Below are 14,581 nucleotides of genomic sequence, written 5' to 3' on the forward strand. Positions count from 1 at the left end.
CTCAAGCAAGCCGTCAAAATGGTGAGACAGTCCGTGCACATCTACAATCACGAACGACCTCATGCGGCCCTGAAATACAAAACGCCCGATGCGGTGCATCGGGCGTTTTGAATGACTTTTTCTGTCAACCTATTTCAGGACTTGACAGATGCGCTCAACGGTGGCGGTGCGTCGCGAAGGATGCCCCCCGCATGTCACCGCCGCCGTGTGCCTTGGGCTCAGCGCTTGAGTTTGGCGAAGGCCGCTGCCATGGCGTTGACCGTTTCCGGTTCGCGCGAGCGTCCGCCGCCGTTGCCGCCACGGCCACCGCCGCCCTGACCGCCGTGCCCGCCTCGCGGTGCACCGCCGCCGTGACTACCCGGGCGGTCGCTGCTGCCCGCCACCGGCAGGTCGTCGTTCAGACGCATGGTGAGCGAGATACGCTGGCGGCGCGGATCGACTTCGAGCACCTTGACCTTCACGATATCGCCAGCCTTCACGACTTCGTGCGGGTCCTTGATGAACTTCGTCGACATGGCCGAGACGTGGACGAGACCGTCCTGATGCACGCCGATATCGATGAACGCACCGAAAGCGGCAACGTTCGTCACCACGCCTTCGAGCTGCATGCCCGGCTTCAGGTCGGTCAGCTTCTCGACACCTTCCTGGAACGTTGCCGTCTTGAACTCGGGACGCGGATCTCGGCCCGGCTTCTCGAGTTCGGTCAGGATGTCCTTCACCGTCGGCAGGCCGAAGCGCTCGTCGACGAACTCCGTGGGCGATACGCTGCGCACGACCGAACCGTTGCCCATCACATCGCCGATCGACTTCTTGATTTTGGCGAGAATGCGCTCGACGACGGGGTAGGCTTCCGGGTGCACCGACGAGCGATCCAGCGGATTGTCGCCACCGTTCACGCGCAGGAAGCCAGCCGCCTGTTCGAACGTCTTGTCGCCCAGACGCGGCACCTTCCTGAGGGCTTCGCGATTGGCGAACGGACCGTTGCTGTCGCGGAAGTCCACGATGTTCTTCGCCAACGTGCTGTTCAGGCCCGACACGCGCGCGAGCAGCGGCGCCGAGGCGGTATTGACGTCCACGCCGACCGCGTTCACGCAATCCTCGACGACGGCGTCGAGCATGCGCGCCAGTTCACGCTGGTTCACGTCGTGCTGATACTGCCCCACGCCGATGGCCTTCGGCTCGATCTTGACGAGTTCGGCCAGCGGATCTTGCAGACGTCGCGCAATCGAGACGGCGCCACGCAGCGAGACGTCGAGTTCAGGGAATTCCTTTGCTGCGAACTCCGACGCCGAGTACACCGAGGCGCCGGCTTCCGAGACCACGATCTTCTGGAGCTTCAGTTCCGGATGGCGCTTGATGAGTTCCAGCGCCAGCTTGTCCGTCTCACGCGACGCCGTACCGTTACCGATACTCACCAGTTGAGCGCCCGTCGCGGCCGCGATCTTCGACAGTCGGGAGAGCGAGCCGTCCCAGTCGCGACGCGGCTCATGCGGGTAAATGGTGTCGGTGCCGAGCAGCTTGCCCGTCGCGTCGACCACTGCGACCTTCACGCCGGTGCGCAGGCCCGGGTCCAGACCGATCACGCCCTTCGGGCCGGCCGGTGCGGCGAGCAGCAGTGCCTTGAGGTTGCGGGCGAACACGCGAATGGCTTCGCTCTCGGCGCTCTCGCGAATCTGCGTGAGCAGTTCCGATTCGAGGTGCGGCTGCACCTTCACGCGCCAGCACCAGCGGCAGACGTCCGCGAGCCACTTGTCGGCCGCGCGGTTCTGCTGGCGAATGCCGAAGTGACCGGCGATCACACCTTCGCACGGATGCGGGATCTGGGCGTCGAGTTCTTCGCCAAGGCCCAGCTTGACCATCAGAATGCCGAGGTTGCGGCCACGGAAGAGGGCGAGCGCGCGGTGCGACGGCACGGCCGCGATCGGCTCGGCGTAGTCGTAATAATCGCGGAATTTCTCGCCTTCCTCGCTTTCCTTGCCTTCCACGACCTTGGACGACACGACGCCCTGGGTCCAGAGGTAGTCGCGCAGTTTGCCGAGCAGCTCGGCCGTCTCGCCGAATTGTTCGGAAAGGATGTCGCGGGCGCCGTCGAGGGCCGCCTTGACGTCGGCAACGCCTTTCTCGGCGTCGACGAACTTGGCGGCTTCAACCTGCGGGTCGAGCGTCGGATCGGCCAGCAGCGCCTGCGCGAGCGGTTCGAGACCGGCTTCGCGGGCGATTTGCGCGCGGGTGCGGCGCTTCGGCTTGTACGGGAGGTAAAGGTCTTCGAGCGTCTGCTTCGTGTCGGCCGCGACGATGGCGGTGCGCAGTTCGTCCGTCAGCTTGCCTTGTTCCTCGATGCTCGCGAGAATCGCCGCACGGCGATCTTCCAGTTCGCGCAGATACAGCAGACGCTCTTCGAGCGTACGCAGCTGCGTGTCATCGAGGTTATCGGTCACTTCCTTGCGGTAGCGCGCGATGAAGGGCACGGTGGCGCCTTCGTCCAGCAGCTGCACGGCGGCGGCGACCTGACGCGGCTGCACGCTGAGTTCGTCGGCGATGCGTTGAACGATCTGAAGGGCTACGTTTTGCGTCATGAGTGTTGCGAGTTACCCAAGTGCCAGGAGCGGGGCATTTTGCCATAAACCGCGGGCGCGTCCGGGCAGGCAATGCTAAAATTTGGCATCACTCTGCTCAACCTCATGATTTCCTTCGAAAAATTGTTTTCGCGACTGAATCTGCGACAGCTTCCGAACCGTCCGGCCCTTACGCGCGTCGCCGCGGGTGTCGTGTTTGGTTTCGTGACGGCTGCCGTTGTGCCGGGGACGTCGTTCGCTCAGGGGCTGTCGGCCGTCGAGGCGGCTGGACGCACGACCGAACAACTGCGTGTTCCCCTGGTGCCGTTCGATGCCACGGCGAATCGCACGCCGTCGTCTGCCAGCAAGGCCAGCGCTGCGGCTGCCGCAGCCGAGGACGACAAGCCCGTCGCCTATGACGACCAGCTCGACATGCATCCTGCCGATGACGATTTTGGCGGCCGCCGGGCGGTGCTCGATCGTCAGCGCGCGTGGGTCGACTACCGTTTCGAAGAGGCGAAGTACGAGTGCGCCTCGAAGTTCTTCGTGAATTACTGCATCGATAACGCGCGCGACGAGCAGCGCGAAGCGCTCAAGGCGATTCGTAGCCAGCGGCTGGTGCTCGAAGATCAGGAGCGCAAGGTGCGCGCGCAGGAGCGTGACGAACGCCTCGCAGCCAAGCGCGCGCAAACGGCTGCGGAAGCACCGCAGCGTGCCGCCGAGCGGGCTCAGAACGTCTCGGATTACGAGGCCAAGCAGGCCGAATATCAGCAGCGCGTCACTGAACGTACGGGACAGGCACCGCAACGTGCGGCGAATACCGAGTCGTACAACGCCAAGCAGGCGGGGCAGCAGCAGAAGCTCGACGAGGCGAAAGCGTCGGCGGCGCAAAAGGCTGCCGAGCGCGAAGAGAACGTGCGCAAGTACAACCAGAAGCAGCAGGAAGCCATCGAGCGTCAGCAGAAGTCGGACGCGCGGCGTAACGAGTCGCAGTCGGGGAGTTCGCCGGCGCAGAAGGCCTTGGAAGGGCAGTAAGCCCGCGCAGGCTGGAGGCGGGCGGAACGCGACGCACAACGCGGGTTGGCGCCGAACCGGAATCACTTGAGAGTCGCAGGAGAGTTGTCACGATGCAGCACGATCTTCACTCCGTTGGACGTCGCATCATCGAATTGCAGATCGAACACCGCGATCTGGACTATCTGATCGATAAGTTGCTGACGGAACCGGCGTATGACGAGCTTCAGGTCACCCGGCTCAAGAAGCGCCGTCTGAAGATCAAGGACACGATCACCCTGCTGCAAGTGCAGCAAACGCCGGACCTGCCCGCCTGAGCGAGCGCCCCGGCAATGCACCGGAAATTCGCGTGATATCTGCGACATTCGTCCTGAGCTTCGCGCGGTAACTTTTTTCATTGCGGCGCTGCGTATCCCCATGAGGCGATGCGCGGCGCCTTCGAGTTTTCAGAGCCGTTTTGACCGATTCCGCCGCCGCATCCAGCGATTCCACCGATCTCTCCCCAAGCGCTGACACGCCAACGTTCCACGGACTCAAGCCGCTCGCTCCCAAGCGAGAGCGCGAGCTGGAGGAAATCTTCGGCGATGGCGGCATGCTGGCGCGCGCGATCGACGGCTATCGCTCGCGTGAACCACAAACCGAGATGGCGCGTGCCGTGGCCGCTGCGATGGATACGCACGACTCGCTGATCGCCGAGGCCGGCACGGGCACGGGCAAGACCTACGCGTATCTGGTGCCTGCCATGCTGTGGGGCGGCAAGACGATCATCTCGACCGGCACCAAACACTTGCAGGACCAGATCTTTGCGCGTGACATTCCGACCGTGCGCAAGGCGCTTGCCGTGCCGGTCACGGTGGCCATGCTCAAGGGGCGCTCGAATTATCTGTGTCACTACTATCTGGAGCGTGCGCAGCAGGAAGGGCGCTTTGCATCGCGTCATGAGGCTGCCCAGTTGCGCGAGATCACGACATTTGCGCAGATCACGCATAGCGGCGACAAGGCGGAACTGGCATCCGTGCCGGAGAACGCGCCGATCTGGGCGCAGGTAACGTCTACGCGCGATAACTGTCTCGGCCAGGATTGCCCGCGTTACAAGGACTGTTTCGTGATGCTCGCGCGCAAGGAAGCGCAGCAGGCCGATCTCGTGGTCGTCAATCACCATCTGTTCTTTGCGGATGTGATGCTGCGCGATACCGGCATGGCGGAATTGTTGCCGAGCGCCAATACCGTCATTTTCGACGAAGCGCATCAGTTGCCGGAAACCGCCACGCTGTTCTTCGGCGAGACGGTCTCGACCACGCAACTGCTTGAACTGGCGCGTGATTGCGTCGCGGAAGGCCTGATTCACGCGCGCGATGCCGCCGACTGGGTCAAGCTCGGCGCGAATCTGGAGCGGGCCGCGCGCGATGTGCGTTTGACGTTCGGTCAGGACAACGCACGGATGTCCGTGACGCAACTGCCGGACGATCACGAGTTGTTCGGGGCGCTCGAGAGTGTCGACATCGCGTTGCAGGATGTGATCGAGACGCTTCAGCATCAGGCCGAGCGCGCCGAAGCGCTCGGTGCGTGTCTGCGTCGTGCACTGGAATTGCATGAGCAACTGGAGCGTTGGCAGTTGGGCGTGACGCCGCCGTCGCCGGGCGAGCAGCCACTGCCGCTGCTGGACCCCGACGCGCCGCGTGTGACCGACGGCAAACGCGAAAAGGCAGCGAAGGCGCGCGAGGCGGAAGCGGCGCGTCTGACGGCGGAAGCGAAGGCGGCGGAAGGCGTGGACGGCGAAGGTAAATCGGAAAAGACCTACACGCCGCCGGAGACGGTTCGCTGGATTGAAGTGTTCTCGCAGGCGGTGCAATTGCATCAGACCCCGCTCTCGATTGCGCCGATCTTCGCGAAGCAGCGGGCCGGGGCGCCGCGCGCGTGGATTTTCACGTCGGCTACGTTGTCCGTGAAGGGCAACTTCATGCACTACGCCGCGCAATTGGGACTCGATGCGGGCAAGTCGCTGACGCTGGCTAGCCCGTTCGACTATCAGAACCAAAGCTTGTTGTACGTGCCGCGCGGATTGCCGCAGCCGTCGGCACCGAACTTTACGGACGCCGTGCTCGACGCCGCGTTGCCGGTGCTCGAAGTCAGCGGTGGTCGGGCCTTCGTGTTGTGTACGACGTTGCGAGCGGTCAATCGTGCAGCGGAGCGTCTGCGCGAAGAGTTCGAGCGGCGTGGCTGGCCGTATCCGCTGCTAGTGCAGGGCGAAGCGAGCCGCACGGAGTTGCTCGACCGGTTCCGCGCGCTGGGCAATGCCGTCCTCATCGGTAGTCAGAGTTTCTGGGAAGGTGTGGACGTGCGGGGTGAAGCGCTTTCGCTCGTCATCATCGACAAATTGCCGTTCGCGCCGCCGGACGATCCGGTGCTTGCCGCGCGTCTCGATGCGCTGACGAAGAAGGGGTTGAGCCCGTTCGCCGTGCACCAGTTGCCGCAGGCGGTAATCACGTTGAAGCAGGGGGCGGGGCGTTTGATTCGTTCGGAAGCCGATCGCGGGGTGCTGATGATTTGCGATCCGCGTCTCGTCGACAAGCCCTATGGGCGGCGAATCTGGCAGAGCCTCCCGCCATTCAAACGTACGCGGGAATTGCCGATCGTGCGCGGATTCTTCGATGAGATCGCGGCCGAGGCGGGCGATTGAGTCACACGACTCCTACGCTCGGCGCGGAATGAAAAAAGCCAGACGGTGAAACGTCTGGCTTTTTCGTTGCGTTGCCCTGCGATGTCTGTTGGGCATCCGTCGGCTATCAACCGGGCATGGCGTCCAGCCAGCGGCCGATGACGGCCGGAGCGACTTCGGACAATCGGGCGTGGTGCTGCCGGGCATCGTTGCGCAGCCCCACGGGATCGATCTTCGCGGCGCCGAGTTCGCACGCATGCCCGACGAGCCACGATTCGATACGTGCGGCGTCGGCTTCCAGATGAAATTGCAGTCCCAGCGCGTGCGTGCCCAGCGCGAAGGCCTGATTTTCGCCAACGGCCGTACGTGCCAGATGCACCGCCCCCGGCGGAATGTCGAACTGGTCGCCATGCCAGTGGAGCACGCTCGCGTCGCCCAGTGCCGCGAGGGGCGACGACAGACCCGCGTCCGTCAGCGTGAGCGGGGCGTAGCCGATTTCCTTCACGCCCAGCGGGTACACCTTTGCGCCCAACGCCCGCGCCATCAATTGCGCGCCGAGGCAGATGCCGAGGATGGGTTTGCCGGCGGCGAGGCGCGCCTTGACCAGCGCGAGTTCGTCCGCGATGAACGGATGCAGCGGGTCGTCGAAGGCGCCGATAGGACCGCCGAGCACGACGAGCAAGTCCGGTGAGCGCGCGTCGACGGTGCGCAGGTCGGCGAGCGGCGCGTCGACATACTCGATGGCGTAACCGCGTTGTGTGAAATACGGCGCCAACGTGCCGAGGTCTTCAAAGTGGACGTGACGCAGGGCCAGCAGCGTCTTGCCGGTGGTGGACGAGGGATTCACGAAACCAACTCCTGATGCCTGAGAAGCGCGGCCATCGGGCCGTCATGTGGACATGCAAAAACAAAAAGCCCCCGCTTGCGCGAGGGCTTTTCGACGAATGCCATTCGACAACCGAGACGGCTTAACGCCAGATCTGCCACCACGACTTCTTGTCGCTCGGGTTGTTGTCGATGCGGCGGCCGACCGTGAGGTAGCCGCTGTTCGGGTAGGTCTTTTCCATCACACGACGCGCATCGTCACGCAACTCGGTCATGCCGAGTTTGTCGTACGACTTGATCATGATGCCGAGCGCGTCTTCGAGCGCCGGTGCCTGGTCAAAATCCTGCAAGGCGCTCTGTGCACGGTTCACGGCAGCGAGGTAAGCGCCACGGCGATAGTAGTACTCGGCGGCGTGCACTTCGTGCGCGGCCATGGCGTTCACGGCGTAGCGCATGCGCAGGGCGGCGTCGTTCGCGTACTTGCTGTTCGGATAATGCTCGACGAGGTACTTGAAGCTGTCATAGGCCGCACGCAAGGCCTTCGGATCGCGTTCGCTGAGATCCTGCCCGGAGAAGCGGCCGAACAGACCGAGGTCGTCGTTGAAGTTGATCAGGCCCTTGAGGTAATAGGCGTAATCGATCGACGGGCTGTCCGGATGCAGACGGATGAAGCGCTCGACGGCCGTGAGGGCCTGCGCCGGCTCATTGTCCTTGTAATAGGAGTAGGCCGTGTTGATCTGGGCTTGTTGGGCGTGCGGGCCGAACGGGTCGCGACCTTCGAGCAACTCGTAGTATTTGGCGGCCTTGGTGTAGTCGCCGCTATCGAAGCTGTCCTTCGCTTCCGAGTATAATTTGTTCGTCGACCAGCTGGCCGTTTCGTCGACCTTCTCCGGCAGAATGCCGCAGGCGGCCATGCTGCCGACCACGATGGCGGCCAGCGTCAGATGTTTGACAAGTTTCAGGGCTTGCATGCTCGTTGGCTTCACTTCTCGATGACCCGTTCAATAGTGCCGGATTATAGCGTAACCGCCTCATTTGCCACGGAAAATGCAGAGGATTCGTCGGACGACGACCTCGAGTCGCTTCCGGAGGCTTTCTCAAGCCGCGCCGATCACGCCCCAGCAGGGGTGACTTCTGCCGTATCTACCGTATCCACCGCAACGCCGCTGACCGCCATACTGCCCGATTCGCTCGCCGGCGAGCGGCTGGACAAGGCGCTGGCATCCTGTTTTCCCGAATATTCCCGTAGTCGTCTGCAAGCCTGGGTCGAAGACGGCCGTGTCACGCTCGACGGCGAACTCGCCAAAGTGCGTCAGAAAGTGGCGGGCGGCGAGACCGTCCTCATCACGCCCGCGGCATTGCCGGAGCAACTCGCGTTCGCGCCGGAAGCGGTGCCGCTCGACGCCGTATACGAAGACGCGACACTCGCCGTCTTCAACAAGCCTGCGGGCCTCGTCGTCCATCCGGCGGCGGGCAACTGGTCCGGCACGTTGCTCAATGGGCTGCTGCATCGGTATGGGCAAGCGGCCGCCGATCTGCCGCGCGCGGGCATCGTCCACCGGCTGGACAAGGAGACGTCCGGCCTGATGGTCGTGGCGCGTACGCTGGTGGCGCAGACCGACCTGGTGCGCCAGTTGCAGGCCCGGTCCGTGAAGCGCCATTACGCGGCACTTGTCTGGGGGCGCGCGCCGCTGCGCACGGTTGTCGACGCGCCCATCGGGCGCGACCCGCGTGAGCGCACCCGCATGGCCGTGGTGCAGGGGCAGGGCGGCAAGCCCGCGCGCACCCGCGTGGTGACGGTCGCCAGTGCAGAATGGGAGAATTCCCCGGTTTCCTTGGTGCTTTGCTCGCTGGATACGGGGCGTACGCACCAGATCCGCGTTCATCTTTCCCATCTTGGGCATTCGCTGCTGGGCGATCCGCTATATAAGCCCCGTCACCAGCGTCCGGCATTGCCGGGCGGTTTCGCGCGTCAGGCGCTTCATGCCTGGCGGCTCGGCCTGATTCATCCCGAAGACGACAGCGCCATGCACTGGCAAGCCCCCTTGCCGGACGATATGCGTGAACTCATGACCGCGCTGGGTCTCGAATTCGACTTTACAACGCTCCCCGATTCGCTCGATGACTTCTTCCCTGCCTGAGCAAGACACGATACCTGCGGACTGGATCGTCCCCGACTGGCCCGCGCCGAATCAGGTTCGCGCGGTGTTCACCACGCGTGCCGGGGGTGTCAGCGAAGGGCCGCAAGCGACCTTCAATCTCGGTTTCAAGGCAGACGACGATCCCGAGGCCGTCCGGACCAACCGCGCCTTGCTCGCGACGCGAACCGGCGTGGCGTCGGCATGGGTGGCGCAGGTGCACGGCCCGCGCGTGGTCGATGCGCAAGCCGCGCTGGACGCCGTGCAATCGGGTGACCCCTTGCAGGCTGACGCCAGCGCCACGAATGCCGTGGGTCTCGCGAGCACCGTCATGGTGGCGGACTGTCTGCCGGTCCTGTTGTGCGACGCGCAGGGGCAAGCGGTGGCGGCTGCCCACGCGGGCTGGCGTGGGCTGTGTGCGGGTGTCATCGAGCAGACGGTACAGGCATTGCGTACGCGGCTGTCGCAAACCGACACGCCGGCGCCGGTGATCGCATGGCTTGGCCCCTGCATCGGGCCGACGGCGTTCGAAGTGGGGCCGGAGGTGCGGCAGGCGTTCCTGGACGCCGCCACGCCGCAGGAGCGTGATGCCACGCTGGCGGCGTTTGTCCCGCACGGCGATCCCGCCGTGGGTAAGTCGCTGGCGGATCTGTGTGCGCTGGCCCGGGTGCGATTGGCGCGCGAAGGCGTGACGAATGTGTCGGGCGGGCGATGGTGTACGGTCAGCGATCCGGCGCGCTTCTACTCCTATCGCCGTGATCGCACGACAGGGCGGATGGCGGCGCTGGTGTGGCGTGAGGCCTGATCGGCGGAATTCGTCCGAATCAGTGAAGATTCGTCGACGCTGTCCCGTGTCACGCCGATCATGCGGCGGCCCGTTGTCCAGCGCGGGTCATCACCGAACCTGCGCATCCGGAGCGTTCATTGTGCGTCATCGCGTCGCAGCGCGCGTGCACGCCGCGCGCGACTTCCCGACAGATAGAGAACGAGCAGGGCGGGACCGATGCCGCCGAAGAGAAAGATCGCGATGCCCAGCCAGGCCGACGGTGCGGTGATGGCGACCATGCCAATGACGTAAAGCCAGCCGAGAAGAATGATTAGCATCGGGACAAACGCGCATTCAAAAGTAGGGGCGGCACCGGGACAATGCGAAGTCAAAGAGACGCGCCGCGCTCGTGACGTTCTTCGCAAGGATTGACACGCCTGCGCGCGCACGCAAGAATGCTTCACAGGCGGAGCGCATCGCTCATAAAGCGAAGCACGCCGCCGCGTTTCGGGCGCCGGCCCTGAACGCAACGGACGTGACACTCAGGCTACCATGAATCGCGCCAGTGCCAACTTCGATCCGGCCTCGTTTGCCGCCTCGTTTGCCCAGCAGTTTCCCTCCGCTTCGCTCTCCGCTCAGGACATGTCGCAGTGGTTCAAGGCCGCCCAACAAATGTTCGGCGCTTTGCCGGGGGCTGCCGGCCCGTCATCCTTCGCTGCGAATGGTGCAGCGGCTGCCGCGAATCCGTTCGCGGCGCTTTTCCAGCAATTCGATCTTTTCGGTAAGCCGGGTGCGTTGCCGCAGCCGACGTCGTTGCACGTTGATCCGGCGCGACTGAACGAGCTTCAGTCGGATTACGCCCGTGAATTTTCCGAACTTGTCGCCAGCTTCAATCAACCCGGCCTCGACAATGCGCCCCCGTTGGGCGACCGTCGTTTCTCGGGAGACGGCTGGCGCAATCCGTTCTATGCGTTACCCGCTGCGCTTTATCTGCTCAACGGTCGCTTTCTGATGCGCATGGCCGAACTGGTCGATGCCGATGCGAAAACGCGCGAGCGCATTCGCTTTGCGGTCGAGCAGTGGGTGGCGGCGAGTTCGCCCGCGAACTTCATCGCGACCAATCCGGACGCGCAGCAACGTCTCGTACAGACGCACGGCGACAGCCTGCTCGCCGGCATGCAGCATCTGCTGGTCGACATGGGCAAGGGCAAGGTCTCGCAGACCGATGAAGCCGCGTTCGAAGTCGGGCGTAACGTCGCGACGACCGAAGGCGCCGTGGTCTTCGAGAACGAGCTGATCCAGCTCATCCAGTACAAGGCGCTCACGCCGACGGTGCATCAGCGTCCGTTGCTCGTGGTGCCGCCGTGCATCAACAAGTACTACATCCTCGATCTTCAACCCGAAAACTCGCTGATCCGCTACGCCGTGGAGCAGGGGCACACGGTGTTCGTCGTGTCCTGGCGCAACCCCGACATGTCGCTCGCGCACAAGACGTGGGACGACTACGTGGGTGAGGGGCCGATTGCCGCCATCGATGTCGTGCGCGAAATCAGCGGTCAGGCGCAGATCAACGCGCTTGGCTTCTGCGTGGGCGGCACACTGCTGGCCGCTGCACTGGCGGTATTGGCCGCGAAGGGGCAGACGGGGCGCAAGTCGCCGGTCGCGAGCGTGACATTGCTCACGACGCTGCTGGATTTCTCCGATACCGGCGTGCTCGATGTATTTGTCGACGAGCCGCATGTGCAATTCCGCGAGCAGACGATCGGCGGCGGCCTCGGCCAACCGCCGGGGTTGATGCGCGGCGTCGAGCTGGCGAACACGTTCTCGTTCCTGCGTCCGAACGATCTGGTCTGGAACTACGTGGTCGACAGCTATCTGAAGGGCAACGCGCCGCAGCCGTTCGACCTGCTTTACTGGAACGGTGACGGCACGAACCTGCCCGGACCGATGTTCTGCTGGTATCTGCGCCACCTTTATTTGCAGAACGAACTGAAGCAGCCGGGGGCGATCCAGACGTGCGGCGTGCCGGTGGATCTGAGCGCGATCGATGCGCCGGCCTACGTGTTCGGTTCACGCGAAGACCACATCGTGCCGTGGACGTCGGCGTTCCGGTCGCTGCCGTTGCTCAGTGGCGAGCGCCGTTTCGTGCTCGGCGCTTCGGGCCACATTGCGGGGGTCGTCAATCCTCCCGTGAAGAAAAAGCGCAGCTATTGGCGCAACGACGACGTTGGCGTCGAGGCGAGCGATTGGCTGGCGGGTGCGACGGAGCACCCGGGAAGCTGGTGGAGCGACTGGAGCGAATGGCTCGCAGGCTACGCCGGAAAACGCGTTAAGGCGCAAAATGCGTATGGTAATGTTGCTTATGCACCCATCGAACCGGCGCCCGGCCGCTATGTGAAGGCGAAGGCCTGAGCATAGGGCGCCCTGTTGTGTGTGGTCGCGCGAACGATGGTCTGCGCGACGGGCATCCCCCCTGGTTCGAACCCATTGAAAAAAGAGGAATGAGACATGACGGATATCGTGATTGTGTCGGCTGCCCGTACGGCAGTCGGTAAGTTTGGCGGTTCGCTGGCCAAGGTGGCGGCGCCGGATCTGGGGGCGATCGTGATCGACGAAGTCCTCAAGCGCGCAAAGCTCAAGGGCGAAGACATCAGCGAAGTCATCATGGGGCAGGTGCTGACGGCCGGCTCGGGGCAGAATGTGGCGCGTCAGGCCTCGATCAAGGCCGGGCTGCCGACGATGGTACCTGCGATGACGATCAACAAGGTGTGCGGCTCGGGCCTGAAGGCCGTGATGCTGGCCGCCAATGCGATCACCTCCGGTGAAGCCGACATTGTCGTGGCCGGCGGTCAGGAGAACATGAGCGCCGCGCCGCACGTGCTGCCGGGCTCGCGCGACGGCTTCCGCATGGGCGATGCCAAGCTTATCGATACGATGATCGTCGACGGCCTGTGGGACGTGTACAACCAGTACCACATGGGTATCACGGCGGAGAACGTCGCCAAGGAGTACGGCATCACGCGCGAGATGCAGGACGAATTTGCCGCCGCGTCGCAGAACAAGGCCGAAGCGGCACAGAAGGCCGGACGTTTCGATCAGGAAATCGTGCCGGTGTCGATCCCGCAGCGCAAGGGCGATCCGGTGATCTTCAAGACCGACGAGTTCGTGCGTCATGGCGTGACGGCCGAGTCGCTCTCCGGCCTCAAACCGGCCTTCTCGAAGGACGGCACCGTGACTGCCGCCAACGCTTCGGGCATCAACGACGGTGCCGCAGCCGTGGTCGTGATGTCGGCCAAGCGTGCCGAGCAACTGGGTCTCACGCCGCTCGCACGCATCGTGGCGTACGCGAACGCCGGCGTCGATCCGTCGGTGATGGGCATCGGCCCGGTCCCGGCATCGCAACGCTGCCTCTCCCGCGCGGGCTGGAAGGCGAGCGATCTGGATCTGATGGAAATCAACGAAGCGTTCGCGGCGCAGGCATTGGCCGTGAACAAGCAAATGGGCTGGGACACCTCGAAGATCAACGTGAACGGCGGCGCTATCGCCATCGGTCACCCGATCGGGGCGTCCGGTTGCCGTATTCTCGTCACGCTGCTGCATGAAATGGCGCGTCGTGACGCGCGTCGCGGTCTGGCGTCGCTGTGTATCGGCGGCGGTATGGGCGTGGCGCTGGCGGTGGAACGCGTCTGAGTCCACTCGCGTTTCGTGTGGGTCATCAGAACCGCAGAAGAAGCAGTGCCGCCCGTGTGTGCAACGCGCACGGGCTCGCACTGAGGAAGTCGTCAGGAGACGAAAGGCTCGCGTGGGAACGCGCGGCCTGCGCGTCGGTCAATTGGCAGTCGCAACAGGCGGCAATCAGCCGTTATTTTGGGGGAAGCGTTCCATGACTCAACGCATTGCATATGTGACAGGCGGGATGGGCGGTATCGGTACGTCCATTTGCCAGCGGCTGTACAAAGATGGCTTCAAGGTCGTGGCGGGCTGTGGTCCGAATTCGCCGCGCCGCGTGAAGTGGCTGGAAGACCAGAAGGCGCTGGGCTTCGATTTCGTCGCCTCGGAAGGCAACGTCGGCGATTGGGAGTCGACGAAGGCTGCGTTCGACAAGGTCAAGTCCGAAGTCGGTGAAGTCGACGTGTTGGTGAACAACGCCGGTATCACGCGCGACATCGTCTTCCGCAAGATGACGCGTGAAGACTGGGATGCCGTCATCGACACGAACCTCACGAGCCTGTTCAACGTCACGAAGCAAGTGATCGAAGGCATGTGCGAGCGTGGCTGGGGCCGCATCATCAACATCTCGTCGGTGAACGGTCAGAAGGGCCAGTTCGGCCAGACGAACTACTCGACCGCCAAGGCCGGTATCCACGGTTTCACCATGGCGCTGGCGCAGGAAGTGGCGACCAAGGGCGTGACGGTCAATACCGTGTCGCCGGGGTATATCGGCACGGATATGGTCCGCTCGATCCGTCAGGACGTGCTCGACAAGATCGTGGCGACGATTCCGGTCAAGCGTCTGGGCGAACCGGGCGAGATCGGTTCGATCGTGGCCTGGCTGGCTTCGGAGGATTCGGGCTTCTCGACGGGCGCGGACTTCTCGCTCAACGGCGGCCTGCACATGGGCTAA

At 63.9% G+C, this 14,581-nt stretch carries 13 protein-coding genes; 9 read left to right on the top strand and 4 right to left on the bottom strand.

Annotation, left to right across the window (positions count from 1 at the left end; translation table 11 throughout):
• Window positions 1-111 (top strand): integrase core domain-containing protein (locus C5N93_RS03160; protein WP_242558265.1); only part of this gene is annotated, 111 nt, incomplete at its 5' end.
• Between the two features lie 107 nt (window positions 112-218).
• On the opposite strand, the gene C5N93_RS03165 is transcribed toward C5N93_RS03160, so the two are convergent.
• Window positions 219-2,576 carry a Tex family protein gene (locus tag C5N93_RS03165; protein WP_242558236.1) on the bottom strand — a complete coding sequence of 786 codons (2,358 nt, stop codon included), beginning with the start codon at window positions 2,574-2,576 and terminating at the stop codon, window positions 219-221.
• Between the two features lie 204 nt (window positions 2,577-2,780).
• On the opposite strand from C5N93_RS03165, the gene C5N93_RS03170 reads away from it, so the two are divergent.
• The 3 genes from C5N93_RS03170 to C5N93_RS03180 all read left to right on the top strand — a co-directional run bounded on the left by C5N93_RS03170 (window position 2,781) and on the right by C5N93_RS03180 (window position 6,249).
• The gene (locus tag C5N93_RS03170; RefSeq protein WP_242558237.1) at window positions 2,781-3,590 is read left to right on the top strand and encodes a hypothetical protein; all 810 of its coding nucleotides are present in this window, start codon (window positions 2,781-2,783) and stop codon (window positions 3,588-3,590) included.
• A 92-nt stretch (window positions 3,591-3,682) separates the two neighbouring features.
• On the top strand, window positions 3,683-3,886 hold the full coding sequence (locus tag C5N93_RS03175) for a YdcH family protein (RefSeq protein WP_069341138.1): 204 nt from the start codon (window positions 3,683-3,685) through the stop codon (window positions 3,884-3,886).
• Between the two features lie 140 nt (window positions 3,887-4,026).
• Window positions 4,027-6,249, top strand: a complete 2,223-nt coding sequence (locus C5N93_RS03180) for an ATP-dependent DNA helicase (RefSeq protein WP_242558238.1) — start codon at window positions 4,027-4,029, stop codon at window positions 6,247-6,249.
• A 106-nt stretch (window positions 6,250-6,355) separates the two neighbouring features.
• On the opposite strand, the gene C5N93_RS03185 is transcribed toward C5N93_RS03180, so the two are convergent.
• Complete coding sequence (locus C5N93_RS03185) at window positions 6,356-7,075, bottom strand: glutamine amidotransferase (RefSeq protein WP_242558239.1); 720 nt, start codon at window positions 7,073-7,075, stop codon at window positions 6,356-6,358.
• A 121-nt stretch (window positions 7,076-7,196) separates the two neighbouring features.
• A complete protein-coding gene (locus C5N93_RS03190; protein ID WP_242558240.1) occupies window positions 7,197-8,024 on the bottom strand; it encodes an outer membrane protein assembly factor BamD in 828 nt (275 codons plus the stop codon).
• 156 nt (window positions 8,025-8,180) lie between these two features.
• Between C5N93_RS03190 and C5N93_RS03195 the strand changes: the two genes are divergently transcribed.
• Both C5N93_RS03195 and pgeF read left to right on the top strand, forming a co-directional pair.
• Entirely contained in the window at window positions 8,181-9,194 is a 1,014-nt protein-coding gene (locus C5N93_RS03195; protein WP_242558241.1) for an RluA family pseudouridine synthase, read from the top strand.
• Window positions 9,175-9,996, top strand: coding sequence for a peptidoglycan editing factor PgeF (gene pgeF, locus C5N93_RS03200; RefSeq protein ID WP_242558242.1), 822 nt, complete (start codon window positions 9,175-9,177; stop codon window positions 9,994-9,996). Before C5N93_RS03195 ends, pgeF begins: the two co-directional genes overlap by 20 nt.
• A 116-nt stretch (window positions 9,997-10,112) precedes the next feature.
• Here pgeF and C5N93_RS03205 read toward each other — a convergent pair whose 3' ends face one another.
• Complete coding sequence (locus C5N93_RS03205) at window positions 10,113-10,295, bottom strand: hypothetical protein (RefSeq protein WP_069341144.1); 183 nt, start codon at window positions 10,293-10,295, stop codon at window positions 10,113-10,115.
• Between the two features lie 214 nt (window positions 10,296-10,509).
• Here C5N93_RS03205 and phaC point away from each other — a divergent pair, with 214 nt between their 5' ends.
• The 3 genes from phaC (at window position 10,510) to C5N93_RS03220 (ending at window position 14,581) form a co-directional block, all read left to right on the top strand.
• Window positions 10,510-12,369, top strand: a complete 1,860-nt coding sequence (gene phaC, locus C5N93_RS03210) for a class I poly(R)-hydroxyalkanoic acid synthase (RefSeq protein WP_242558243.1) — start codon at window positions 10,510-10,512, stop codon at window positions 12,367-12,369.
• Between the two features lie 96 nt (window positions 12,370-12,465).
• A complete protein-coding gene (locus C5N93_RS03215) occupies window positions 12,466-13,647 on the top strand; it encodes an acetyl-CoA C-acetyltransferase (RefSeq protein ID WP_242558244.1) in 1,182 nt (393 codons plus the stop codon).
• Between the two features lie 193 nt (window positions 13,648-13,840).
• On the top strand, window positions 13,841-14,581 hold the full coding sequence (locus tag C5N93_RS03220) for a 3-ketoacyl-ACP reductase (protein ID WP_069341146.1): 741 nt from the start codon (window positions 13,841-13,843) through the stop codon (window positions 14,579-14,581).

Source organism: Pandoraea sp. LA3, assembly GCF_022696215.1.
Lineage (GTDB): Bacteria > Pseudomonadota > Gammaproteobacteria > Burkholderiales > Burkholderiaceae > Pandoraea > Pandoraea capi.

Bases quoted from the DNA above. Each gene is read 5' to 3' on its own strand.
- phaC (WP_242558243.1), top strand. From the start codon at position 10,510: ATGAATCGCGCCAGTGCCAACTTCGATCCGGCCTCGTTTGCCGCCTCG.
- C5N93_RS03165 (WP_242558236.1), bottom strand. From the start codon at position 2,576: ATGACGCAAAACGTAGCCCTTCAGATCGTTCAACGCATCGCCGACGAA.
- C5N93_RS03220 (WP_069341146.1), top strand. From the start codon at position 13,841: ATGACTCAACGCATTGCATATGTGACAGGCGGGATGGGCGGTATCGGT.
- C5N93_RS03215 (WP_242558244.1), top strand. From the start codon at position 12,466: ATGACGGATATCGTGATTGTGTCGGCTGCCCGTACGGCAGTCGGTAAG.
- C5N93_RS03205 (WP_069341144.1), bottom strand. From the start codon at position 10,295: ATGCTAATCATTCTTCTCGGCTGGCTTTACGTCATTGGCATGGTCGCC.
- pgeF (WP_242558242.1), top strand. From the start codon at position 9,175: ATGACTTCTTCCCTGCCTGAGCAAGACACGATACCTGCGGACTGGATC.
- C5N93_RS03190 (WP_242558240.1), bottom strand. From the start codon at position 8,024: ATGCAAGCCCTGAAACTTGTCAAACATCTGACGCTGGCCGCCATCGTG.
- C5N93_RS03175 (WP_069341138.1), top strand. From the start codon at position 3,683: ATGCAGCACGATCTTCACTCCGTTGGACGTCGCATCATCGAATTGCAG.